Here is a 26084-nt window from a genome sequence, read left to right on the forward strand (position 1 = left end):
TTTATTAATTAATGTCCCAACAAAAATATTGTAGGGATAAAAACTCATAAAAAAGCAAAGCTTATTCTTTTAATATCTGTTTTGGGGGATATCGTCTATTAAAATTACAAACTGCTTTTAAATAAGTTTTTCTTAATAGAATGAGAAAAGGTTTCTCCGATAAATCTTAATTGGAATGTTGGTCATGTTTAAGTTTTTTTTGGTTAAGATAATTTAGTTAAGTTTTTTTACTGACTCACTTTGAACAAAAATTAAAAAGTCTTATTCAAACGTTATAGCTTATCAGCTCACATTGCAAATTAAGGATACAGGGAGTTTTTAAGACGGGGAAAAATTCATTTATAAAAGGGGACAATTTCGTAAAAGCTCATCTAGAACATAGAATAAAAACATATTTTCTAATTTTTAGCGCCAAAAAAAACGATTAAAAAAATAATTAGCCTTATAAACTCATTTTCAATAATCGTATAAATTGTAATTTTTTAAACCACTATTCTTAAAACAATACCGCCTATTTTAATCTATAAAATAGAAGAAAAAGGCAAAAAAAGCGATTGGTACATTTCAATTAAAAAACAAATGTTACTTCTACACATTATACAATAAATTATTACTTTCGCAAAGCATACAGATTTAACATTTATTGAAACAAAAAAACAATTCAGCTTTCAGGTCACAACGTTCTATTTTTCATATATAAAAGAGCCATCAGCTTTTTAAACCACAATCTATGAATAAGCTAAAGTCTTTTCTAGTTATTAGTCTTCTTTCTCTAATTTCATTTGGACAGAATTACCCAATAAAGCATCTTGATATTTCATCAGGGCTTTCTAATAATTCAGTTGCAACAATATATCAAGATCAAAATGGATATATGTGGTTTGGAACTTTTGACGGACTAAACAGATATGATGGAAATGATTTTAAAATTTACCGTCATGTTCATACTGATCCAAATTCTATTCAAGGAAATGCAATTAGCTGTATTGAAGGTGACTATGAAAATAATTTATGGATAGGAACAACTGCTGGCCCTGTTGTTTTTAATGCCGAACGATCTTCTTTTAGTCCGTTGAAATATTATGATACAAACAAAAAGATCAAGCCTTTAAAAATTACTGCTTACGAAATAATTGCCGTACATTCTTTACATATTATTCTTGTTGCCACAAAAGAAGGAATTGTTGTTTATAAAGAAGGCGAACAAATTGGAACTGCAATACCATTTAATGGTAAATTAGATTACATTGCAAGATCTATTTCTTATAATGCAAAAAAACAAATCTTCTATGTTTTTATAACAGGAACTGGTCTTTGCCAATACGATATCAAATCAAAAAAAATAACAGTCTTAAACGATACCATTACTGGCGCAAATTGTATCAAACTAACAAATGAAGGACTCTGGATTGGATCTGACGAAGGAGCTTATCTATATAATCACAGTCTAAATACCTATTCTAAAAATTACTTCGAAGAAAAAACAGTTGTCCGTGATTTTTTTCAGCAAGAAAACAGGCTTTGGATTGCCACTGATGGTGCAGGTCTTTTTACACTTTCAAAAAATCAAACCACTCCTGTTTTATATCGTGCTAGCGGTCCTGTTTCATTGCTTAACAGTAAATCGCTTTATGATATATTCCAGAGCAAAACTGGAGAAATGTGGTTTGGAACTCTTCGCGGAGGCGTAAGTATGATGGGAAAAAAACCGCTTTATTTTAATCATTTTAAAAGCAAAAATCCGCTAACCCATAAAGAAGACGAAGATCCTGCTGCAAATTTTATGCTTTCTTTCTGCGAAGATGAAAAGAAAAATATCTGGATAGGCACAGATGGCGCTGGAATGCGATACTGGAACAGAAAACAAAACACCTATGATGTTTACTCGACAACATCATCTGCTGGACGAAAAATTCAGAGCAATTTTGTTACAAGCATCGTCAAGGATTTTGATAATGCCATTTGGGTTGCCATGTGGAAAGGCGGAGTCTGTCGTATCGATCCCAAATCAAAAGCCATTCAAAATTTTTCAATTTATAATCAGTACACTAAAAAAGCGGAGCAAGAATCATGGCTGCTTTTTTTAGATTCAAGAAATACGTTATGGCTTGCTATAACCAATTCAGGCGCATTATATCAATTTGACCGAAAACAAAAAAAATTCATTTGCTACAGTAATACATTACGCGATGTTACTTGCTTATACGAAACCAAAGACGGAAAAATCTGGGGAGGAACATTCAACTCTTTTTTTGAGATCGATCCAAGAACCAAAAAAGTAAAAAATTACCATTCTGATTATACCGTTAGATGCATAACCGAAGATCAAAACAAAAATCTTTGGGTTGGTACTGTAGAAGGCGGTCTGCTTTTGTTTAATAGAAAAACAGGAACTTATAAAAAGTATACTACTCAAAACGGCCTTTCGAGCAATACAATACTTCGTCTCTTAGAAGATAAAGATGGTAATTTATGGATGAGCACCTATCACGGAATCTCTAGATATAACCCAAAAAACAATACTTTTAGAAATTTTGGTGTAACAGATGGACTGCAGGGCAATCAGTTTAGCTGGAATGCCGGCACAAAACTTTCTACAGGAGAATTTATTTTTGGAGGTCTAAACGGTTTCAACGTTTTTTATCCTGAAAGTATAAAAGACAAAAAAAATACAGGTAAATTTTTATTGAATGATTTGTTTGTAAATAACCAATCTTTGCCTTTAAGCAGTCCTTATGTAACAGGGAAAAAATTAGAAATGATAACTGCTGCTGAGCTTCCTTATGAAAAGTCGGCGCTAAGTTTTGATTTTGTTTATCTTGATTATGTTAATTCCGAAAAAATCAGTACCGCTTATTTTCTTGAAGGCTGGGATAAAAACTGGAATTATACCACAAAAGACAATAGAGCAAACTATTCCAGATTAACGGAAGGAACTTATTTCTTTAAAGTTAAAACAACAGATGTTTTTGGAAATTGGACTAATGAAGTGACATTGGCAACAATAAAAATTCTTCCACCTTGGTACAGAACGTGGTGGGCTTATACATTCTATTTAATTTGTGCAATAGCAGCGATTTATGTTTATGTAAATTACCATAAAAATAAAGAAAGACTTCGCTATGAAATAAAACTTGCCCGAATGGAACATAAAAAAGATAAGGAACATGCTGAAAAGCAGTTTTCTATGTTCACTTATATGGCTCATGAATTGCGTACTCCATTATCTTTAATTATAAATCCGCTTAAAAGCGCAATTGAAAGAAAAAAACAGTCTGAAGATGATCTAGATCTAAATCTCGCTTATAAAAATGCTAAACGATTATTAAGTCTTACAGATCAATTATTACTATTCAGAAAAGCAGAGACTGATCTTGATGAACTTAAAATTTCGAGAATTAATCTGAATGCACTTTGCCGTGAAATCTACGAAAGCTTTACACAAATGGCGGCGGCAAAAAGCTTAAATTATAATTTTATCGAAGAAAAAGCACCTACCGAAATATATGGCGATTACGAAAAAATAGAAATTACTCTTTTTAATCTAATCTCGAACGCTTTTAAATTTACTCCTAATAAAGGATCGATAACTATTGAAATAACAGAAAACGTTAATGACGTTTCCATAATTATATCAGATACAGGAAGCGGTATTAATGAAAATGATATTGATACTATTTTTGAAAAATTCAAACAAATACAGTCTAAAAGCAGCAATGGTTTTGGAATAGGGCTTTATGTTGCAAAATATTTTGTAAATAAGCATCATGGACAATTAACTTGTAAAAGTAAAGTTGGAGAAGGCACTTCTTTTATCATTACTCTTCCTAAAGGAAATAGCCATTTTGCAGAAATGAACATAAACGAAAATTATCCGCATATGTCACCTCTTGTAGGAGAACTTCTAGAAGGATTACCAGCTCAAAATACGTATGATAAAGAAAACAAACCGCTACAGCCAGAAAATATTCAAGAAGAACTAATTAGTACAAAAAAAGTACTTCTAATCGTTGAAGATAATCCTGAAATGAATCACTATCTTGTGCAGCTTTTTTCTAAAAATTATATAGTTTATTCTGCTTTTAATGGTCTTGAAGGATTAAAACTTGTAGAAAAACATATGCCAGATATTGTACTAAGCGATATTTCTATGGAAGGCATGAATGGTTTAGATTTATGCAAAAAAATCAAGCAAAATGACGATTTGAGCCATATTACCGTAATACTTCTTACCGCTACAACCAGTAACGACATTCATTTGCAAAGTATTACAGAAGGTGCAGATGATTATGTTACCAAACCTTTTGATAGCGATATTCTTCTGGCAAGAGTTGATTCTGTTCTTCGAAACAGAGGTCAGCTTCGCAAGTATTTTCTTGACAGCATAACGCTTCGCGAAAACATAAATAAAGTTCCGCTTGAGTACAAAGAATTCCTTGATAAATGTATCGAAATCGTCGAAGCCAATCTTGAAAATAGTGAGTTTAATCTAAAGAGTTTTTCTGCTGCAATGGGTATGAGCCATTCAAGCCTTTACAAAAAGATTAAAGCCATTTCTGGACAAACCGTAAATGTTTTTATCAGATCGATAAGAATTCGCAGAGCTGCAGTAATTATGCTTACCGAAAATATAAATATCGCTCAGGTTGGACCTCAAGTTGGCATAGAAGATCAGCGCTATTTCCGTCAGCAGTTTGTAAAGCTGTTTGGAATGAAACCTTCAGAATACATTAAAAAATATAGAAATTCTTTTAATAAAGAATTGAATGTCATTCAAAAAGGAGACGCATAATTCCTAATTTATTCCTTCGCAAAACGAATAATTAAATTTGAAACTTCATGAACAGAACGCGCAGGTCTATTTTCATCAGGTACAACCAAACGAAATGGTCCTATCCCATCTTCTAGTGGTTTTCCGTCTTTTTTATCTGCTAGAATAATTACTCTGTTTGTAAAAGCTGGATCTAATTCTGCTAACGAAAAAATAACTTCGTAGCCGTCACTTGCTCGTACTAGCATATATTTCGTCAAGTTTTCTCCTTTGAGTTCTTTTCCAAGTGTTACTCCAGCTTCTTTTAACAATTCAATGACAGGAACTCCCGAATAATGCTGTATTTTTCCATCGCGATCTTTCATGTTTTGTTCTACATGTGGCATTTTTCCGAAGTCAGAAATACTAATCGAAAGTGTTTTTAAAACTTCTCCTTCAATTTTTACGACAGGTTCTTTAGAAGAATTTTGTGCATACAAACTGTCTGAAATGTTAGCAAAAAATAGTGTTGCTAAAAAAATAATAGCTAAAAAACGTTCTCTCATTTTTAGTTGTTTTTAATTTATTTAATTCTCTTTAAATGCGGATTAGAAAATTTTGGATCATTAATAAAAGTAGAATCTGTCAGCATTTCGAGAAAAGCGATAACATCTGATTTTTCATTTGCCGTTAGTCCCAGATTTTTTCCATTCAAATTGTTAGAACTACCTTTCAAAGATATGCTTAACGATTTACTTGGCTTAATATGTTCATTATAATGATCTAATACTTCCTCAAGGCTTTTAAACCTGCCATCATGCATATAAGGTGCAGTAAGTGCAATATTGCGGAGCGTTGCCACCCTAAATCTTCCTCTATCATTTGCCATTCCTGTCTGCTCCTCACGTCCTATGTCTTTTGGCTCTTCATCAAGGCCGTTGTTATGAAACAATTCCATGTACATTTTGGGTGTTCCGTGACATTGCGCACAATTGGCTCCTCGACTATTTTTTTCTGGCTGTGGCGAATTCATAAAGAGTTCCATGCCATTTAATTCTTGTTTAGTAGGTTTATATTCACCTCTAAGATATTTATCATAATTTGAATTCGCAGATATTAAAGTGCGTTCAAATTGTGCAATTGCCTTGGTTATTTTATCTGATGTAATTTCTGCTGTGCCAAACGCATCTCTAAAAAGTGGCGGATATTCTTTTGTTTTCTGAAGCTCCTTAGCTGCTTTATCCAAATAAGCACCCATTTCGTGCGGATCATTAAGCGGAAATTTGGCTTGTTCCTCCAGACCTTTCGCTCTTCCGTCCCAGAAAAAATTTCGAACCCAAAGCAAATTGGCTAATGACATTGAACTACGCTTAGTTGGCACATTATTCACGCCTAGACTAAAAGCTTTTCCGTCTGTAAAAGCAAGTTTCTGCTGATGGCAGCTTGCACAGGAAATTGTTTTATTTGAAGATAATTTCGTTTCATAAAACAACATTCTGCCTAGAAAAACACCTTGTTTTGTGGTCAAATTATCTTCTGGAATACTAATTCTGTTTCCAAAATAATCTGGATATTCCAACTTGTAAGGATCTGTATATGGAGGTTCTATATCGGTAACAGCCATAAACAATACAGCTGTTGCCAACACAAAAAATAATGTAATTTTTTTATGATGCGATTTAATTTGCATTATCTTTTTTTAAAAGAACCCATTTAGTAATTCACAATATCCTCATTATGTTTTTAAATGAATACTGCTGATTAGAAAAACCCTAAGTACTTAGTTTTTTCATATTGCTAAAATAAGTATTAATACTTAAAAAAGATGTTTTTAATCGATCTTTTTAAGATCACTTCAAAATCTGAATTACAGGATTGAATGCTTTAGAAGCGATCAGTACCTTTTGCCCAATCTTATATTCCCTTCCCTCTTCTTCTGTAGCAACAACTTTTACAATAGTGTTACCGGAAGAAACCTGAACTATATAAATAATATCACTTTTAGTAATGCTGATAATTTCTCCCGTTAATTGAAATTTACTGCTAATTTTCTGTTCAGAAAATACATTTTCTGGAGTTCCTTCTTTTACGATTTTACCTTTATCAACAACAATTACTTTGTCTGAAAGTTTAAAAATCTCAGAAATAGAATGACTGACCATCAGAGTAGTCAATTTATATTTTTGATGAATTTTTAAAATATAATCTTGAAGTTTAAATCGCATTTCATCGTCTAATGCAGATAAAGGTTCGTCTAATAAAAGAATCTCAGGCATACGTACAATTGCTCTTGCCAGTGCTGCACGTTGTTTTTGTCCTCCCGATAAATTCTGCGGTTTACTATTCTGGAGTGATTGCAATTCCATAAGTTCTATCAACTCTGGAATAATTTCTTTGGAATCATTTTTAGATAAAGCAAACTCAAGATTCTCTTTTACAGTTAAATTTGGAAACAAAGCAAAATCTTGAAATACAAAGCCAATAGAACGATTTTGAACAGGGAAATGGATTTTTTTTATAGAATCATCCCAAACTGATTCCCCTACTTTTATAACTGCTTTCTCTGCTCGAGTAAGTCCTGCCAAAATTCTCAAAATGGTTGTCTTACCGGCTCCCGAATTTCCGTAAACAGAAACAAACTCTCCTTTTTTTATCGTCAGAGAGATATCTAATGGCAATTCGCCATCTGCTGTCTGTAGCATTTTATAAGCATCTAACTGTATCATTAATAAAGAGTTGTTTTTCTAGATTTATTATTGATTAAATGAACTGCTAACAAAATTGAAAAAGAAAACGCAAACAATATTCCAGCATATATATTGGCATTATGATAATTCATGGATTCTACTTCTTCATAAATCGCTATAGAAACTACTTTTGTTTCTTCTGGAATACTCCCGCCAACCATTAAAACAACTCCAAATTCTCCCAAAGTATGGGCAAATGTCATTATAATTCCAGTAAACAATGAAGCGCTAATATTTGGAAGTAAAATTTTGGTAATCGTAGTAAATCTTGATTTTCCTAAAGTAAAAGAAGCCTCTTGCAAAGTTGGAGAAAGATTTTTTAATCCTGATAAAATCGGGTTCACCATAAAAGGCAAACTGTATAAGACTGAAGCCAGAATTAATCCTTCGAAAGTAAAAACCAATCTCACATCAAAATAATCTGAGAGAAACTTGCCAAAAGCGTTTTCTGGACTAAAAGCTATTAAAAGATAAAAACCTAAAACAGATGGCGGTAAAACCAACGGCAAACTAATTAGTGCCTCAATAATGGCTTTTAATCGAAATCGACTGTAGCACAACCAATAACATAGCGGAATTGAGACTATAAAAAGAATCAATGTGGTAATCAAAGCCAATTTTGCAGTAAGCCATAAAGGGTCTAGATTAATCATAGGCAGATAAGCTTACTTCGTTCGTTTTTATTAAAGCCAATATGTTTTGGTTTTCTTTTAGATCTAATTGTTCGCAGGCATTCGTAGTAATAATAGATTGTATTTTATCTTCTCCAATCGATAACGTAATTTGACTCAGAATTACTCCTTTTTTTATAGATTCTATACGGCCGTATAGCTGATTCTGAACACTAATAGAAGGATTTAAATCTTTAGATATTATTACTTCTGTTTCCTTAAAAATGATTTTAACTGTATTATTTTCTTTTAAATAATCCGGCACGTCTAGAATGATCGAAGTAAAGATATTTTCATTCGATTTCAGCTTAACTAATGAAATGCCTTCATGCGATTGAATTTTAGTTATAATTCCTTTTAGTACATTCATTTTGCCTTTGTATCGTATCCGTAATATTTTAAAATAGCAATTGCTTTTTTTGAAGATATAAAATTATAAAACTTTACAGCATTCACATTGTCTTTTCCATGTTTCAATACTACGCATCCTTGTTCTAACGAAGAATGGCTTTTTTCTGGAATAATATAATACTTTCCTCCTTCTTTTTGCATATTAGGAGTTAGCACAAGAGACAAGGCTGTAATTCCAATATCAGCATTTCCGGTAGTTACAAACTGAGTGGCTTGTGTAATATTATCGCCAAAGACCAATTTGTTTTTTACTTTATCATATATTTTGTAGAATTTTAAGCACTCCACCGCTTTTTCTCCATATGGCGCAGTTGACGGATTTCCGATAGCTATTTTTCTAATAGAAGCATCTAAAAGGCTATTCATTTTCGCTTTATTCGGATCCATTTTTTTGCTCCAAATAACCAATTTACCCACAGCATACATTTTTACTTTTGAGGCTGTCATTTTTTTATTTTCCAGTTTATTAGCATAATCCATATCTGCTGAAAAGAATAAATCAAATGGCGCTCCACTAGAAATCTGCTCATAAAATTTTCCAGAAGCACCATAAGTAATCTGAGGATTTATATCTGGGTTTTGAATTTTAAAAACATTATTTATAGAATCTAAAGCGACTTTTAAATTCGCCGCCGCCACAATTGTAAATTTCTGTTGCGCCTGCATATTCCCGAAAGATAATACGGAAAACAGCAACAGATAAAACAAAAATCTCTTTCTGATTTTATACCGTAGTGACTTGTTTCTCTTTCTCATAACAAACGAAATAAATAATATTATAATTGTAAAAATAAGCATTCTCGCGTAGATTGAAAAAACTAATCTTTTAAAAGAAAAATAGCATGTAAATATATTCCATAAATAAAAAAAGCCCAAGAAGTATATTCTCAGGCTTTAATACTATAATAGACTTTAGTACGATACAATCTAGATTTCTAATTCAACCATTTGTTCAAAGTATTCATAATTAAAATTCTGTCATTTTCAGAAAAATCTCTTACTCTGGTGGAGTGACTTCCATTAGGAAGCACCATTTTAAGAGCATCAACATTTGGTTTAGGAGTTGGAGAACAACAGAACCAAGTATCATAACCTCCGTAGATATATAAAATTTTGTCTCCTTTGTTTTCAACATATTTACGAACTTTTTTAATGTATTTTGGGTTGTATTTAATTGCAACATCTTTAGGTGCGAATCTTGCATTCGAACTGCTTTTTACAATAGTCAGTAAATCAGCAACAGGCTCTAGATCAAATCCGTAGTAACCCAATTCACTTAAATGCTGATAATAAGACGGTAAATAAACAAAAGACATTTTATCACTGTAAGTTCCCACTCCAACAATTTTATTCAAATAATCAAATAATTCTTTTGCAGAAGCATTTGCTGACGGAATCTCATCGCATTTTCCTCCCCATTGCCAAAAAGAAAAAGGGAATTCTAAAACGGCATATTCCAAAGATTCAGCAAAAGGAACTTCTGTAAATTGCATTTTTTTTGTAGTTGCATAATCCTGAAAAACGGCTAAAACGGCTTCTTTATCTTTTAAAACAGTTCTCTGAAAAGCGGTTATTTTTGCTCTACATTCTGCTGTTCCAACTGTTCTTGTATGATTTATCGTTCTAGGATCTTCGCAAGAATTAATTAACGGAGCCACATAAGGCATTGCAACATCAACATCATTCGGATAAATAGATTTATAAATCAGAGCTGTTTCTCCTCCTTTACTAATTCCTGTAGAAATCCATTTGCCAGAATATATTTTTTTCAACTTAGTTACAATATCATGATAATCTGCAATAGCTTGATCATTGGTTAAATATTCCCATTGAATCGGATTTGGTCTTGATTTTCCATAAAAACGATATTCAACCGCAACTTGATTTGCTTGCAAAAGACTGCTTACTTCACTCTTTATATTTTCAGTATTATAACCATGAGTTTCAATTACCGTTGGCCTGTCAAAACCAAGATGAGAAAGATAAATATAATGCTGAAAAGTTCCCTTTTCAGGATGTTTATGATCTAAAGGTTCATCTAAAATGATCTGATACGATTCGGTATAATTTTCCAAATTTTCAATTCGAGTTATAATCGCTTTTGGAAATAATTCATTCAATCTTTGCTGTAAATTCTCTGATGATTCTTCTATCTTTTGCGCAGCTATTGTAAAATAGTTCAACAAAAGAAAAAACAATGAGGTAATAAAGGTTTTTGAATTCATTTTAATCTTAATTATTTAAGTTTTTAAAAGTAAGCGCAATGTTAAGCTGAAACTGATATTATATTACCCTTAAAATGTAATATTTTATCTAGTTTGCATCAACATAAGACAAAATCGAAATAATGCCTTAATTTTATTGAAAAATTGAAGCATACAGCGATTTAATATTAACTAAAAAAATAAAAAATGACAATTGGAGTTGGCGGATCAACTATAGATATCGAATTGGGAAAAATACAAAACATGACACTTGGTGTTGTGCCAATTGCTTTATCAGAATACAAACAGCGTATCAAAAATGCGGTCGAATTAATGAAAGAGCATAACTGTAAAGCGCTTTATGTAAATGCGGGAACGAATCTGTATTATTTTACAGGGACAAAATGGAATGCTTCTGAACGTATGGTTGGAGCGCTCCTTTTTGACGATGAAACGGTTGAATATATTGTTCCGAAATTTGAAGAAGGAACTTTTAAGACTTTTATGAAAGTTGAAGGAAACTTAAATTTCTGGGAAGAACATGAAAGTCCATACGAGCTATTTGGAAGCATTTTGCAAAACAAAAATGTCATTGATGGAAATATTGCGCTAGACGAATCGGCTTCTTTTTTCCTGATTGATGGAGTTGCAAAAGCGAATCCAAAATTTAGTTTTGTAAATGCACAGCCTATTACAGCAGGATGCAGAATGCATAAATCGGCTAACGAAATTGCTATAATTCAGCAGGCTAAAAATATAACCATGACGGTTCAAAAAGCGGCGGCAAGCATTTTATATCCAGGCATTGAAGTAAGCACTGTTGTCGACTTTATTCATAGAGCGCATATTAAGGCTGGTGTTTCATCGGGTTCTTATTTCTGCATTGTTCTTTTTGGAGAAGATTCTCAATATCCGCATGGTGTTACATCTCCACAAAATTTAGTGGATAATGATATTGTATTAATTGATACAGGATGTCGCTTAGAAGGCTATTTGTCTGATATTACAAGAACTTATGTTTACGGAACTCCAAATGAAGAGCACCGAAGAATATGGAATCTTGAAAAGGCAACTCAAAAAGCTGCTTTTGATGCTGCGCAAATTGGAGCAACATGTGGTTCTGTTGATGATGCAGCTCGAAAAGTTCTGGCACAAGCCGGACTAAGCGGTGATTATGAAATTCCGGGTCTACCTCATCGTGTTGGACACGGAACAGGACTTGATATTCATGAATATCCTTATTTGGTAAGAGGCAATCAAACTGTTCTAAAAGAAGGAATGGTTGTTAGCAACGAACCAATGATATGCATGCCAGGACAATTCGGTATTCGTCATGAAGATCATTTTTACATGACTGCAAATGGCCCTAAATGGTTTACTGAACCTATGCAGAGTATTGAAAATCCTTTTGGCCTATAGGTTTTTAAACACTTTATCTTTTTAATAAAAAAGGGATGCTAAAACAAGCATCCCTTTCTTTTTGAGCAAATTAACTCTTATTCAACCAATAATTTTTTCTTTTCCACAAACTTACCATCTGTAGCTACAACAATATAAACTCCTTTATTTAAATATTTAAGAGAATAAACTGTTGTATTATGCATTGTAGCAATTAAATGTCCTGTACTATCGTAAATTGATACTTTAACTTTATTTATATCAATATTTTCAAAAGTAAAGTTTACCACATCAGAAGCTGGATTTGGATACATGGTGAATGTTTTTGCTGTATTGATATCTGAGCCTGGCAAACCTAAACTTCCAGATTGTAAATCAATAGTATGCGATGCGCTCCAATCGCTAAAAGCATTGCCATTTTTTGCTTTCACTCTAAATTCATATACCGTTTGAGTTCCTTGTTTTGGAATCCATAGATAATATGTTGTCGAAGTTCCAGCTAATGACCAACCTGAAGAAGTATTCAATTGCACTTCATAAGATGTCGCATCTGCTGATGTTGCCCACGAAGCATAAAATCCTGATGTGTATACACCTGCATTACCAAGATTAGCAGGAATTGTTAAAGTTGCTGGATTTGGTGGTACAGAAGTTCCTGCACTAACAGTATAATCTTCGATTTCACCATCTCCTAGATTTCCACAAGTTGAAGATGGATTGGCATTATACTTCATTACAACTCTCATTCTAGTTGTTCCTGTAAATGATGCAGGTGTAAAACTTGCTGTTACAGCACCATTTGACGAAATATTATTAACTACTTTTTCAGATTCTTCAAACTGATTGTTTTTATTGTAATCAATCCAAACTCCCCAATATTCGGTGTAAGCAGATCCTGTAAAACCTGGTGTCAAAGTAATACTCGTATTTGCATTTGGAGTCAGTGTAATTACTTTTGAAGTATAATCGGCATAACCATTTGTTTCTTTTCCTGATGTGTTTACAAAGCTTCCTACCGCAATCGAGCTTATATACTCGTAACTATTTGCTCCTTGCGCACTGCATAGCGAAGCTGCAGGAATCGTAACCGTAGCCACATTCGAATAAGCCGAATAATCTGTTCCTGATTTTGCTCTAACTCTATATTTATAAGTGCTGCCTGCTGTTAAAGCTGTATTGGTATAAGTAGATGCTGTATTGGCTAAAGTAACAATTTCGGCATATACATCATCTGAACCTGCTCTTTCTATTATTACATTTGTGGCATTAGTAGCATTATTTGTCCAAGTAAGAGAAGCTTCTAAATTAGTAACTGTTGCTGTCAAGCTTGTTGGAGCCAATACTACATTTGCAGTTTGTATTCCTGCCAAAATCGGCTCGTTTGGTTTAGTATTATAAGCATAGTCCAAAACGGTATAGCCTACTCCTCCAGCCTCTACTTTAATATGCATCCATCCGTAACAAATACGACCTCTGCTAGTATATTCAAAACCAACATAACCTGTTTTATTGTCCCAAGTAGTATAAGTAGCTGTTCGCAAATCCAACTGATTCGGATAATTTCCTGGAGTAGCAAAATTACTCGAAGCGCCAATAGAAGTTCCTTGTGCTAAGAATGAAATATTTCTTGTTCCAGATTCAGCAACTAGCCTTTTTCCGTACGTCTCTATTTTTAAAGCCGCAGCGGCATATTGCCATGCACCATATTCTGTATTATCTCCAATGCCCAAATCAAAATATTGCCAAGTCGATGCTGCGTTGGCAGTATAATCTGGATTATTTACGTAAAATACACCATAAGGAGCATCAAACTTCAAGTTGATTGTTTTGGTTGCAGTATCTAAAGTCGCTATACCACCTGTAATTGCTGCATCTTTAAAAGTAAGCGTAACAGCAGCATCATTTGTTGTATTATGTGCAGTTGCTTTTCCTGTAAAAGAAAGTACTGTTTTGGTATTGCTTTCTAAAGTTAAAACTGCTGTTAATCCAGCTGGAACGCCTGTAATGGTATAATCTGTTCCTGCAGTAAAAGTTCCACTGCTTTTCGTGAATGTTCCATTATTGGTCGTCAATGCAATTGTTGCAGTAGATGTAATGCTTCCGTCATTAGTTACAGCTTCGTATAAGGTATCTGCTGATAAAGTTGTAGCAGTCTTATCGGTCATTCCTGTATAAATTGGAGTATTTGGCTTGGTATTATAAGCATATTCCAAGATAGTATATCCGTCACCATCAGCGTTTACTTTTACTTTGAACCATCCATAACAAGTAAGACCATCCATTAAATAATCAAATCCAACATACCCTGTTTTTCCATCCCAAGCTGTGTAACTTGCCGTTCTTAAATCTAACTGGTTTGGATATGCGCCTGGAGCAGTCATATTACTCGTTGGACCAACAGCTGTGTTTGAATTTAATAATGAGATATTTCTAGTGCCTGTTTCACAAACTAGTTTCTTTGCATAAGTTTCTATTTTTAAAGCATTGGCCGCATAACGCCAACCTCCAAATGCTTTATAGTCTCCTTTTGCAATTTCAAAATATTTCCATGTCAGTGCAGATGATACAGTAACATCAGGCATATCTACAAAAAAGATTCCGTAAGGATCTGAAAATTTAAAGTTAAAATAGAGAGAACTACATGATAAATTGGCTGTTCCGCCTGTAAAAGCCGCAGGTAAAAAACTAATTCCTCCTGAAGCATTATTACTTGCTGCATGATTAGTGGCTTTTCCAGTTAATGTAACCGTAATTTGATTGTTTGAATTTACAGTAAGTACAGGAGTTATTCCTGCTGGAAAAGTATGTGTAAAATGAGTACCAGCTGTTAAAGTTCCTGAAGATACCGTAAAAGTTTTTGTTCCGTTTAAGTTTATGATAGAAGAAGTATCAAAAGAACCATCATTTATAATAGCTTCTTTAAAAGTTACTGCCGAAGCAACTAGTGTACTTCCTGTTGCATTAACGCCAGTATCAATTAAATTTTGCGGTTGCCATAAAGATTTTCGAGCAGGATGTTCTAAAGCCGCCAGCATTCTGTCGATCTGACCTTGTGTATACATTTTATAACAACCTTGAGCGCCGTTATATCCCATATAGTTTTCAAAGTTTACTTTGTCACCGCTGCAGTTTGTTCCTGGAGTACAGCCTAAGGTATGATTTCCGTCTTCAGCTGGAGTATCTGCAACCTCATCTGTGCCAGAGCATCCTCCTTCAAAAGTATGAATCAGGTTAAGAAAGTGACCAAACTCATGCGTTAAAGTTGCCGAGAATTCTTTACTATAGGAGTTATCATATAAGTAAGCTCCGTTAAAAACAACACGAGCGGTATTGCTTGCTGTCATATCTGAACTTGGATACCAAGCAACACCCGAATTATTTGTAGCTCCATCATTATACAAATCATTCTGAATATAAACATTCATGTATTTAGTATTATCCCAAGCGTCAGCAGCAATTTGATCATCGTAACCGCCGCCATTTCCATATCCGTTTTTTGTTGGATGGAATACAACTCCTGTTGTACAACCGCCATTAGGATCTTTTTTAGCTAACTTAAATTCGATATTCAAAGTTCCACGTCGTGACTGAAAGAATGGTTCTACGGTTTGATAATCGGCATTGCGTCCATTAAAATCATCATTAAGTTGGGCAAGGTGATTTACAATTTTTTCATAGGTTACGGTTTTACCTCCTTGCACATCTCCATAAATATGGAAAACTACCGGGATTGTATAAGTAACGGCAGCCGTTTTTGAGGTTTGAGATTTGCGTTGTGCAGCAAAGTTTTTACTAAAAACATCAAAGTTCTTTTTTTCTTCAAGTGCATGTGGATTATTCCGATACACTTTGGCATTTTCTTCGCTTGTTCTGCAGGGCAAAACTTGCGAACTAACTTTCAATACACTGAAAATCAGTAAGCAGATTAGTAATTTTAATTTCATCTATTTAGGTTTTATAATTAGTAACAATCAAAATTACCTTACATGTTTATATGTTTCTGATATTATTTTAATCAGAATTAATACATAATTATCATGTTTTTAACCTTAAAAAAACATATCCTTAAAAATTCCAATTTTAAAATACAGATAACAACACACATTTAACTTTATAAGAATATTAATCTAAAAACTTTGAGCAAAAAAAAACCAGCACTTAAAAGTGCTGGTCTCAAAAAACAAATTAAACTAACTCAAAATTAAAATTTGTCCCAAAAAATTCTTGTTGTCATTAAATCTCCTCCAATAGCCGATGAAGCAGCTTCGTAATTTGCTGTATTAAGCGTTTTATCAGATGTAGAATAAATATTTCTAACAGGAACTTTCCCTTCAGCTTCTTGAACTGCTGTAACAGGCGCTGTAAGTATAGGATAATCTAATCTTCTATATTCTGTCCAAGCTTCAAAACCACGATTGTAATATGCAATCCAAAGCTGATAAGCGATTTTTTGTTTGTCTGTTCCTGCAGCTGTTGCAAAAGCGACATCTGGTCTATTCAAATACGTTTGGATATCAGTGTCTGAAACTCCCCAAAATTTCATACTAGCTTCAATTCCTTTTGTATAATACGTTGCTGCATTTGCTCCTACGTTAAAGCCTCGGTTTGCCGCGTCGGCCAATAAAAAACAAGTTTCTGTGTAATCGAATATAACACCTGGATTTGTTTTCTGTCTAAGTCTTAAACCTGTATTGCTATAATCAGCATAATTAACTTGCTGCGCATATGGAGCGCCTTTGTATTCTCCATTTATTTTTGAATTTGGATTGAAGAAAAAATCACGTCTTGGATCTTCTTTTCCGTTTAATTCATTCACAAAAAATGCGGCAATATTAATCTGGCTTGAGTTAACCAAATCATCATATAATGGATTCATGTCTGTTATTGAAGAGAAATACTGAAACAAAGCAGTATCAGTTTCTTTACTCATAACTCCTGAATTGAAAGCGCTTTCTACCATTGTTTTTGCTTTTGCAGCGTCAACATCTGCTAAATGCAATCCCATTTTTAGTTTTACACTATTTGCTAAAGTTTTCCATTTAGCCACATCGCCATGAAAAATTAAATCAGCATTTCCGAAACTATCATATTGATCATTTAAATCTAAAATGGCTGCATCTAAACGGGTAGCCAAATCAAAATAGATTGTTTTTGCATCATCGTATTTAGGAAGCGGAAATTTTTTGATATCTAAAGCTTCAGAATAAGCTACATTTCCAAACAAATCAACCAGCGTTTGGTACGCCATTACAATTTGCACTTCTAAAATAGCAAGTCGGTTTTTCTTGATTCCCTCTTCAATAGGTCCTAATGCTTTGCTATCTTTAATCTGCTTTTTTGAATTGATCAAATCCTGCAATACATCTCTGTACAATAACACCGAATGCGAACTTCCTAAATTTCTTTTTGCCTGATTATAATTGGCTTCATCTGTATAAGTAGATGTAGACCAATGCTGTGCATAGGCTCTAAAGTTGTTTGAATTTACAGAAGCATTCGTTAAAAAATAAGCATAATTTACTTGTGCACTAGTCATTAATGCGCTTGGCAAAGCGGTTTCATAACCTTTTTCATTCTTATTCATGTTATCTAGATTGTCACATGAAGCAATTGCACACAAAACTGCGCCTGCAAAAAATATTGTTTTTATAATTCTCATGTCTTTAATTTTTTAGAATTGAACTTTCAGGGTAAAACTATACTCCTTTGTTGTTGGCAGCACTCCTGTTTGAAAACCTTGCAAATTACCTGAAGAAGCTCCTGCCTCAGGATCTGCATAAGGCAAGTTTTTGTGGATTATCCAAAGATTGCTTCCGTTTATAGCAAAAACCATATTGCTAATAAATGTATTCTCTAAAAATCTTTTTGGAAGCCTATAGCTCAATCCTACTTCACGAAGTTTTACATAAGAAGCATCATAAACATATTCTTGCTGTGGCATAGAATTATAAAAATAATAACCATCTGTTCCTGTCACGCTTGCTACAACATCGTTACGTGAACCGTCTTGTTTTACACCATCTAACAACACTCCACCACCTTGAGAAACTGGCTCACGCTGAGGAACTCCATTATGGTTTTTTGAAACAGTACTTTCATAAATTCCAGTCGCATGACCAAATTGCTGATCTAGAGAATAGACATCTCCGCCTTTTTTAACATCTATTAAAAAATTGAAAGCGATATTTTTGTACGTCAAAACGTTATTAAAACCACCAATCCAATCTGGAGCAACATTGCCTATTACAGCTCCCGCAGTTTGTAGATATCTTCCGTTTGAACGAATTACTTTTTCTCCGTTTAAATAGGTATAACCAGAACCAACTAACTGTCCAACTGGTTTGCCAACTTCTGCTACATAATTAACTCCCTGAAAAGATCCTAACGAAATTTGATTGGCTCCTCCTAAAGAAATTACTTCGTTTTTATTCGTTGACCAGTTTACAGTTGCCTGCCAAGAAAAATCAGTTGTTTTTATTGGTGTTGCATTCAAGGTTAACTCATAACCTTTATTCTGAACATTTCCTGCGTTAATCCAAGCTCTTGTATATCCTGTCTGAGTTGGTGTTTCGATAGAAAGGATTTGATTTGTGGTATTGGTTTTATAATAAGAAAAATCAAGTCCTAATCTGTTTTTAAAGAATTTAAGTTCAACACCTGCTTCAACTCCTTTTGTCAACTCACTCTTCAAGTCAGAATTACTTCTGCTGTTTTCTGTAGAAAAACGAATTCCGCCAGGTCCAAAATTGCTGTTTTTAGGATAAAGTGCCGAAGTTACCGCAAATGGCGCATCGTTTCCGGTTTCAGCATAATTCAAACGTAATTTTCCGAATGACAGCCATTCTTTTTTAATATGATTGCTAAAAATATAAGTAGCTGTAACTGATGGATAAGAATAGGTATTATTGTCTTTTGGTAAAGTAGACGACTGATCTATTCTATAAGTTCCTTCAAGAAAATAAGTGTCAAGGAAATTGAAACTTGCCATACCATAAACACTATTTGTACCTAAAGTCTGCTGTATCTCGTCTGGACTATTAATTTGATCAATTGAGTTGGTTAAGGCATAAATTCCAGGCACAACCAATCCTCCATTTGTTACTGCGTAAATAGAATTGTTAACAGAACGTCTTGTATTACCTCCTAACATACCATTAAAACTAATTCCTTCTGCAATACCAGTTTTAAAGTTCAGCACTAAATCCAAGTTGATCTCTCTAAAATTTTTATCAAATCTAGAATATTGTCCAAGAGCATTTGGAGTTCTTTTAGATCCAACAGCAATACGCTCTTCTTGCAATTGGTGGTAAAAATCGACTGCACCTCTTCCCATAATATCAAACCAGTTCGTAACATCGGTTTTTACAACTACATTACCAAAGAAACGATCTCTTTTTAGAGAGTTATAATTGTTGTAACGCTGAAAATAAGGGTTGTCATGAAATTGAGCTTTTAAATCATCTGGAGAACCAACATTCCATGTTGTATTATTACCAGTCAATTCATAAGCCTCTTTAAGATCTTTAAAATCGGCATTAGTTGTATACCATTGTCTCACACTACTCAAATAGTTATTTCCGCCATCTCCATATCCTGTTTCGTTCATTCCGATAGCATCTGATGTTAGATAATTAGCTGTAGTCGAAATTCTAGTTTTTGGCGTGACCTTAAAACTTCCAGAAAAGTTAAAATTGTCTTTTCTGTTATTACTGTTTGGCAAAATTCCTTGTTGCTGATTGTAATTGGTGTAACCAAATCTAAAATCTCCCTGATCATTTCCTCCCGAAAAAGCGATATTATTTATATAAGTAAGACTGTTTTGGTAAAAACTGTTCGGATTGTTTCTTACCGCTTTATATGGAGTTGCTTTTCCATAAGTTGGTAATTCTGGATAAAATGAGTTCCAGTTGTAAACCAGTAATGAAGGATCAAATTTTGGTCCCCACGCTGCGTCATCTGTCGCTACGTAAGGATGAACTCCGCTTCCTAGATCAACTGTTCCATAAAAATCACCATAACCTCCACCATATTGATTTTGATATTCTGGCAATGTTTTTTTATCTACTACCCCAACATTAACTCCCGAACTAAAACTAAATCCTAATCCGCCTTTAGATTTACTTCCTTTTTTAAGCGTAACAATAATAACTCCATTTGATGCTCTAGAACCATACAATGCCGTAGCCGCCGCCCCTTTTAAAACGTTCATGGTTTCGATATCATCAGGATTAATATCAGACGCTGCATTTCCGTAATCATAACCGCCTACATTTCCACCAGATTTTTGATCTTCTTTATTCGTGTTGTCATTGTTCAATACAATTCCGTCAACAACCCATAAAGCTTGATTATTTCCTGTTAATGAAGTGGTACCACGAATCACAACATTGGTTGAACCGCCTATATTATTATTTCTTCTAACCTCTACACCTGCAATTTTTCCTGAAATATTATTAGAGACGTTCCCAGTATTTATCTTTGTAAGCTGGTCGCCACTTATTTCTTGGGTAGCGTAACCCAGCGATTTTTTCTCTCTTTTAAGACCTAATGCGGTAACAACAATTTCTTGCAATTGTGTAGAACCAGCAGTCATTTTTATATTAATGCTTTTATCTCGCGCTTGAACTTCTCTCGTTTGCATTCCAATAAAAGTAAACACTAACACAGCGTTTGCATCAGCTTTTATTGAATATTTCCCGTCAAAATCAGTCTGAGAGCCAGTTTGAGTTCCTTTAACTAGAACACCCACACCTGGTAGAGGTATTCCATTCTCATCTGATACAATTCCTGACACTATCCGTTCTTGCGCAAATGTCAGTTTGGTCAACAGTACAAAAAAGAGTACTGCAATTTTTCTAAAATTAATCTTCAATTTCATAAAATGGTTTTATAATTAATGAGGCAAATATTTTGCTTTTTAGATAATTTTTCTGATAATATATTACCGAAAAACCTGCTTATATTACCCTATAATTATCAAATTCACATTTTAAAAAACATCTTTACAAAAACAAATAATCATTTAAAAATCAATAAACTAAGCATAATGTCTTAAACTTTAAATTCAAGTGCACTTAAATTCTAATTTTATAAAACAAAAAAGGAGGATTTCAAATTAATGAAACCCTCCTTTTTCTATAAATATTTTTTTTTCTATTTCGCGCCAGGCGGACAATTTTTTTCTATGTAATGAACAAAAGTATCTACTAAATGTTTGGTTGTTCCTTCGCCTTCATAAATACTATGCGAACGATTTGGATAAATCATTAAATCAAACATTTTATCGTATTTAATTAATTCATTAATTAAAACCTCAGCGTTTTTATAATGTACATTATCATCGCCTGTTCCGTGAATGTACAGTAAATTTCCTTTTAAGTTCTTGGCATGAGTTACTGGAGAAGCTTTAATATAAGTTGCTTCATTTTCGTCTGGTAACCCCATATAGCGTTCGGTATAGATATTGTCATAAAAATGCTGATCTGTCACCGCTGCAATGGCAATTCCTGTTTTGTATATGTCTGGATATTGGAACATTAAATTTAAAGTTACAGCACCTCCGCCACTCCATCCGTGAATTGCTACTCGATCAGAATCAATAAAATTCCATTTTAAAACTTCTTTGGCAGCCATTGCCTGATCTCGTGTATTGATAATTCCGATGTTTTTATAAATCGATTTTCTCCATTGCGTTCCTTTCATTGCTGGAGTTCCTCTATTGTCCATTGCAATTCCGATATATCCTTTTGGAATCAATTCACTAATAAATTCATTAAAATAAGGTTGGTCATTAGCCACTGTAGCCATTGGCTCACCGTACACGTAAAAGAAAACTGGATATTTTTTTGAAGGATCAAAATCTAACGGTTTTGCCATTATTCCGTCAATATCAATACCATCAACTGTTTTTACTTTAAATTTTTCTAAAGTATAATTTCTATCAGGAGCAGTAAAAACATCTGCTTCTTTTGGATAAACTTTTTGATGTCCAGACAAAGCGATTAATCTCTGGTTGTAATCTCTCGAAATACTTGCGTTGGCATGTTGTGCGTAAGCTGCATCTGTAGAAAAAATATATCTGTTTGAACCATCAAAAATATTTGGAGTTACTCTTTTTGTTTTTTTAGAACCTAAATTCGTTTCATACAAATAACGCTGTGTAGCATCAGTTGGACTAGCAATGAAATAAATTGTTTTTGTTTTTTCATTATAAGCTTTATAATAAGCATCAAAATTAGTTTTGGTTACTAATTCTTTTGATTTTCCGTCTAAACTTATTTTATAAATATGCATCCATCCATCAGCATCAGAACTCCATAAAAAGGCTTTTCCGTTGTCTACAAATTGGCAAGGAAAAGTATCGTATTCTCCCGAAGAAATGTCAAAAACATCTATCCAAGCACTAGATTCTTCTTTGTAAATAACTCTAGCTGCTCCAGATTTTGTATTGCAATCGTACATTGTAACCTGATTCTGATTTCGGTTTAACTGAATCACCATCACAGATTCGTTATTTAGCCATTTCATTCGAACCAAATAATTATTATCTGGTTCTCCTGGAATATTCAACCAATTGGTTTGAAGTGAATCAATATTTACAATTCCAATTTTAACCGACGATGGTTTTTCGCCAGCTTTTGGGTATTCTACAGGAATAATAACCGGATACAAGGAATCGGTATTATTGATCATGAAATGAAATTTAGTCAAAGTTGCGTCTACTCTCCAAAAAGCAATACTTTTTCCGTCTGGACTCCATCTAAATCCATCACGTGCCGCTAGCTCTTCTTCATAAACCCAATCAAAAGTTCCGTTAATGATTTTATCTGTACCGTCTGTAGTTAAAAGCGTAATTTTACCTGAATTTACATTCTCCACATAAATGTTATGGTTGGAAACATAAGCTACATTTTCATTATCGCTTGAAAATTTTGCAAACATTAACGACGATGCGTCTAAGTTCTTCCCTAGTTGCTTTCCTTTACCTGTAGCCAAGTCAAAAAACCAATAGTCACCTTTGGTATTGTCTCTCCATACTTTTTTAGAATTGGTGTAAACCAAAACTTTTGTTTTTAAGTCATTCCAGACTAAGTTCTCAATTTCTCCTGTAAATCCGGCAGCATCCAATTGTGCCTTAGACAAAATCGCGGTTTGTTTATCAAGCTTATCAACATCGTAAACCACCACATTATTATCTTTGTTTACCCAAAAGGAATGAGAATTAGGCAACCAATTTAGATTGTTAATGTCAATATCCTTCTGTGCAAAAACAGATGTGCATATCAACAGAAGAAACAATAAATGTTTTTTCATCTTATTATTTTTTATTTTTAATTAAACTTTCAATATCAGCAATTTCAATTGGCATGGCTTCACTCAAATTTACGTTTCCATCTTCCGTTATCAAATAATCATTCTCTAAACGGCAGCCAATTCCTTCTTCTCTAATATAAATTCCAGGCTCACAAGTTAGAACCATTCCTTTTTCAAAAGGTCTAGAATAAAGACCAACGTCATGAACATCCAGACCTAAATGATGCGCGGTTCCGTGCATGAAATATTTCTTGTAAGCAGGTTTTTCTGGATCTTGAGCTTTAATTTCGTCCTCTGTGATCAATCCTAATTTGACTAATTCGGTTTCAATTAATTTTGCCATTTGAAGTTCATAATCTTTAGATAAAACTCCTGGCTTCAATAATTTTGAACCTTCTTTCAAACAATGTAAAACAGATTCATAAACCTGTTTCTGCCTTGGACTAAAAGTTCCGTTAACCGGAATACATCTTGTTGTATCTGAATTATAATTGGCATAACAGCTTCCAAAATCCAGCAGAACCATTTCATTTTCTTCACAAACATCATCATTGGAATTGTAATGCAGCGAACAGGCATTTCCGCCAGATGCTACAATAGATTTAAATGCTTGTCTTGTCCCTCCGTTTTTTGCGGTCGCGTATAACAATTCAGCTTCTAATTCGTATTCTTTTACATTCGGACGGATTGCAGCTAAAACTCTATGGAAACCTTCGACACTCAACGCAGTCGCTTTTTTGATTAAGTCAATTTCTTCGTTTGATTTAATAGGTCGCAATGCTCGAGTTATTTTTGCCACACGATCATATTGATGCAACGGATATTTTTCTTTGCACCATTTAATCATTCTATCCTGTCTGGTTTCCATTTCAGAAGTTACTCTTTTGATGTGCTCATTATGGCCTAAATAAAAAGTATCGGCTTCAAAAGCAAAAAGCTGCAAGGTCTTTTCAAATTCATGAATCCATTTGATATTCTGTATTCCAGAAATAGCAGTTGCTTGCTCTTTGGTTAAAAAATTACCATCCCAAATTAGTGTATGTTCGTTGGCTTCTTTTACAAAAAGTATGGCTTTGTTTTCTTCTTTAAAAGCATCTGGGAAAAGTACCAAAATAGTTTCGTCTTGATCAATTCCAGACAAATAAAACAAATCATTGTTTTGTGCAAAGCCCATAACATCATCTGCATTATTTGGCATTACATCATTTGAAGTCAAAATAGCTACACTATTTGGCTTCATTTTTTCGGTAAATCTTTTTCGGTTTTCAATAAACAAAGAAACCGGAATTGCATTGTATTTCATAATTTATATTTGGAATCTGTCAATAGCTACAGAAACAGGTTTGCCAGAAATAATCTCTGTTACGATTTTTCCTGTTGCTGGCGCGAGACTTAATCCCATCATGGCATGTCCTGTTGCTAATGTCAAATTTACGATTTTTTTGTCTTTAGCAATAATCGGCATTCCAGTTGGCGTACAAGGTCTAAAACCAAACCAAGTATCTTCTTGCTTTGGCATTTCGACTTTCATATCAGGATAAAAATCGTTAATGCTGTTTATGATTCCCTGAAGCCTGTTTGCGTTTATTTTATTGTCTTTGGTATGTGTAATTTCCATCGTTCCTCCAAATCTTATGTCATTTGCCATTGGAGTCACGGCCACTTTTCCTTCACACAAAATAGACGGAATACTTGGTTTCTGGGTTTTGTCTTTTAATGTAAAACTGTATCCTTTTCCTGGAAGAATGGAAATCGAAATATTTAGCTTTTTGGCCAAGAAAGGGCTCCAAGATCCTGATGCCAAGACCACTTCATCGGCTCTAAAGAGTCCCTTATTGGTTACTATTTTTTCTATTTTATTTCTTTCTAAAACAAAATCTTTAACGCTCGTTTGAGAATGAATTTCGACTTTTAAACGAGCCAATTCTTCTTTGATGAAAGTCATAAATTTTTGAGGATACAAATGTGCATCGCTTTTATAATGAACTCCTCCAATTATATTCGTATTGGTTCCTTTTTCTAAAAGCGCAACTTCAGATTTTGACAGATAATCTACTTCCAACCCTAAACGTTCTGCTTCTTTTCCTTCGTGATGCATTTCTTCTCCTACTTTATCGCTTTTATAAAGCATTAAAAGTCCTTTTTCTTCGTAAAAAAAAGAATTATTCTCTTTAGCAAAATCCTGATAAAGCTCTTTACTCAAAAGAGAAAGATCTCGTAAAGCTGGCATTGCATTTTCTAAATGACGTAAATTGGCATGTTTATAAAACTGCATTCCCCAGTTTATTAAATCTTTGTTCAAACGTGGTTTTACATAAAACGGACTGCGGCTATCGAACATCCATTTTATTCCTTGTGCTATCATGCCAGGCTGCGCGAGCGGTATAATATGTGAAGGCACAATCATACCTGCATTTCCGTACGAACAGCCATTGTTCATATCAGATTCGTCAAATACGCTCACCTCATAACCTTCTTTTGCAAGATAATAAGCAGAACATAAACCAATAATTCCGCCGCCTATAACAGCTACTTTTTTCATAAATTTTAATTCGTTAAGAGTTTTTAAACTTCTAGTTATACTATAAAT

Annotated in this window: 15 protein-coding genes; 2 read left to right on the forward strand and 13 right to left on the reverse strand. The window is 33.7% G+C overall.

From position 1 onward, the window contains the following. Nucleotides 1-730 precede the first annotated feature (730 nt). Nucleotides 731-4792: a two-component regulator propeller domain-containing protein gene (locus JC605_RS16540; RefSeq protein ID WP_198857254.1), complete on the forward strand. Its 4062-nt coding sequence runs from the start codon at nt 731-733 to the stop codon at nt 4790-4792. 8 nt (nt 4793-4800) lie between these two features. Here JC605_RS16540 and JC605_RS16545 read toward each other — a convergent pair whose 3' ends face one another. From JC605_RS16545 to JC605_RS16575, 7 genes are all read right to left on the reverse strand, one after another. Further along, nucleotides 4801-5316 carry a molybdopterin-dependent oxidoreductase gene (locus JC605_RS16545; protein ID WP_198857255.1) on the reverse strand — a complete coding sequence of 172 codons (516 nt, stop codon included), beginning with the start codon at nt 5314-5316 and terminating at the stop codon, nt 4801-4803. A gap of 17 nt (nt 5317-5333) precedes the next feature. Further along, entirely contained in the window at nt 5334-6440 is a 1107-nt protein-coding gene (locus JC605_RS16550) for a cytochrome-c peroxidase (RefSeq protein WP_198857256.1), read from the reverse strand. Between the two features lie 160 nt (nt 6441-6600). Beyond that, nucleotides 6601-7476 carry an ABC transporter ATP-binding protein gene (locus tag JC605_RS16555; RefSeq protein WP_198857257.1) on the reverse strand — a complete coding sequence of 292 codons (876 nt, stop codon included), beginning with the start codon at nt 7474-7476 and terminating at the stop codon, nt 6601-6603. Beyond that, nucleotides 7476-8150, reverse strand: coding sequence for a molybdate ABC transporter permease subunit (modB, locus tag JC605_RS16560; protein WP_198857258.1), 675 nt, complete (start codon nt 8148-8150; stop codon nt 7476-7478). The genes JC605_RS16555 and modB overlap by 1 nt, the downstream gene beginning before the upstream one ends. Beyond that, on the reverse strand, nt 8143-8538 hold the full coding sequence (locus JC605_RS16565) for a TOBE domain-containing protein (RefSeq protein WP_198857259.1): 396 nt from the start codon (nt 8536-8538) through the stop codon (nt 8143-8145). The genes modB and JC605_RS16565 overlap by 8 nt, the downstream gene beginning before the upstream one ends. Further along, a complete protein-coding gene (gene modA / locus JC605_RS16570; RefSeq protein ID WP_198857260.1) occupies nt 8535-9245 on the reverse strand; it encodes a molybdate ABC transporter substrate-binding protein in 711 nt (236 codons plus the stop codon). Before modA ends, JC605_RS16565 begins: the two co-directional genes overlap by 4 nt. 269 nt (nt 9246-9514) lie before the next feature. Beyond that, the gene (locus tag JC605_RS16575) at nt 9515-10804 is read right to left on the reverse strand and encodes a S28 family serine protease (protein WP_198857261.1); all 1290 of its coding nucleotides are present in this window, start codon (nt 10802-10804) and stop codon (nt 9515-9517) included. A 186-nt stretch (nt 10805-10990) separates the two neighbouring features. Between JC605_RS16575 and JC605_RS16580 the strand changes: the two genes are divergently transcribed. Beyond that, entirely contained in the window at nt 10991-12202 is a 1212-nt protein-coding gene (locus JC605_RS16580; protein WP_198857262.1) for a Xaa-Pro peptidase family protein, read from the forward strand. A gap of 77 nt (nt 12203-12279) precedes the next feature. Here the strand turns inward: JC605_RS16580 and JC605_RS16585 are convergent, their stop codons facing one another. The 6 genes from JC605_RS16585 to JC605_RS16610 all read right to left on the reverse strand — a co-directional run bounded on the left by JC605_RS16585 (nt 12280) and on the right by JC605_RS16610 (nt 26036). Next, on the reverse strand, nt 12280-16125 hold the full coding sequence (locus tag JC605_RS16585) for a M43 family zinc metalloprotease (RefSeq protein WP_198857263.1): 3846 nt from the start codon (nt 16123-16125) through the stop codon (nt 12280-12282). A gap of 257 nt (nt 16126-16382) precedes the next feature. After that, a complete protein-coding gene (locus JC605_RS16590; RefSeq protein WP_198857264.1) occupies nt 16383-17840 on the reverse strand; it encodes a SusD/RagB family nutrient-binding outer membrane lipoprotein in 1458 nt (485 codons plus the stop codon). A gap of 12 nt (nt 17841-17852) precedes the next feature. Beyond that, the gene (locus JC605_RS16595; RefSeq protein ID WP_198857265.1) at nt 17853-21059 is read right to left on the reverse strand and encodes a SusC/RagA family TonB-linked outer membrane protein; all 3207 of its coding nucleotides are present in this window, start codon (nt 21057-21059) and stop codon (nt 17853-17855) included. Nucleotides 21060-21334: 275 nt separating this feature from the next. Continuing rightward, entirely contained in the window at nt 21335-23494 is a 2160-nt protein-coding gene (locus JC605_RS16600) for a DPP IV N-terminal domain-containing protein (protein ID WP_198857266.1), read from the reverse strand. Nucleotides 23495-23498: 4 nt separating this feature from the next. Next, nucleotides 23499-24797 carry an aminopeptidase P family protein gene (locus tag JC605_RS16605; RefSeq protein ID WP_198857267.1) on the reverse strand — a complete coding sequence of 433 codons (1299 nt, stop codon included), beginning with the start codon at nt 24795-24797 and terminating at the stop codon, nt 23499-23501. Nucleotides 24798-24800: 3 nt separating this feature from the next. Next, entirely contained in the window at nt 24801-26036 is a 1236-nt protein-coding gene (locus tag JC605_RS16610) for an FAD-binding oxidoreductase (protein WP_198857268.1), read from the reverse strand. Between the last annotated feature and the right edge of the window lie 48 nt (nt 26037-26084).

The sequence above is a fragment of the Flavobacterium sp. IB48 genome (assembly GCF_016405855.1).
In the GTDB taxonomy this organism is placed as follows: domain Bacteria; phylum Bacteroidota; class Bacteroidia; order Flavobacteriales; family Flavobacteriaceae; genus Flavobacterium; species Flavobacterium ginsengisoli.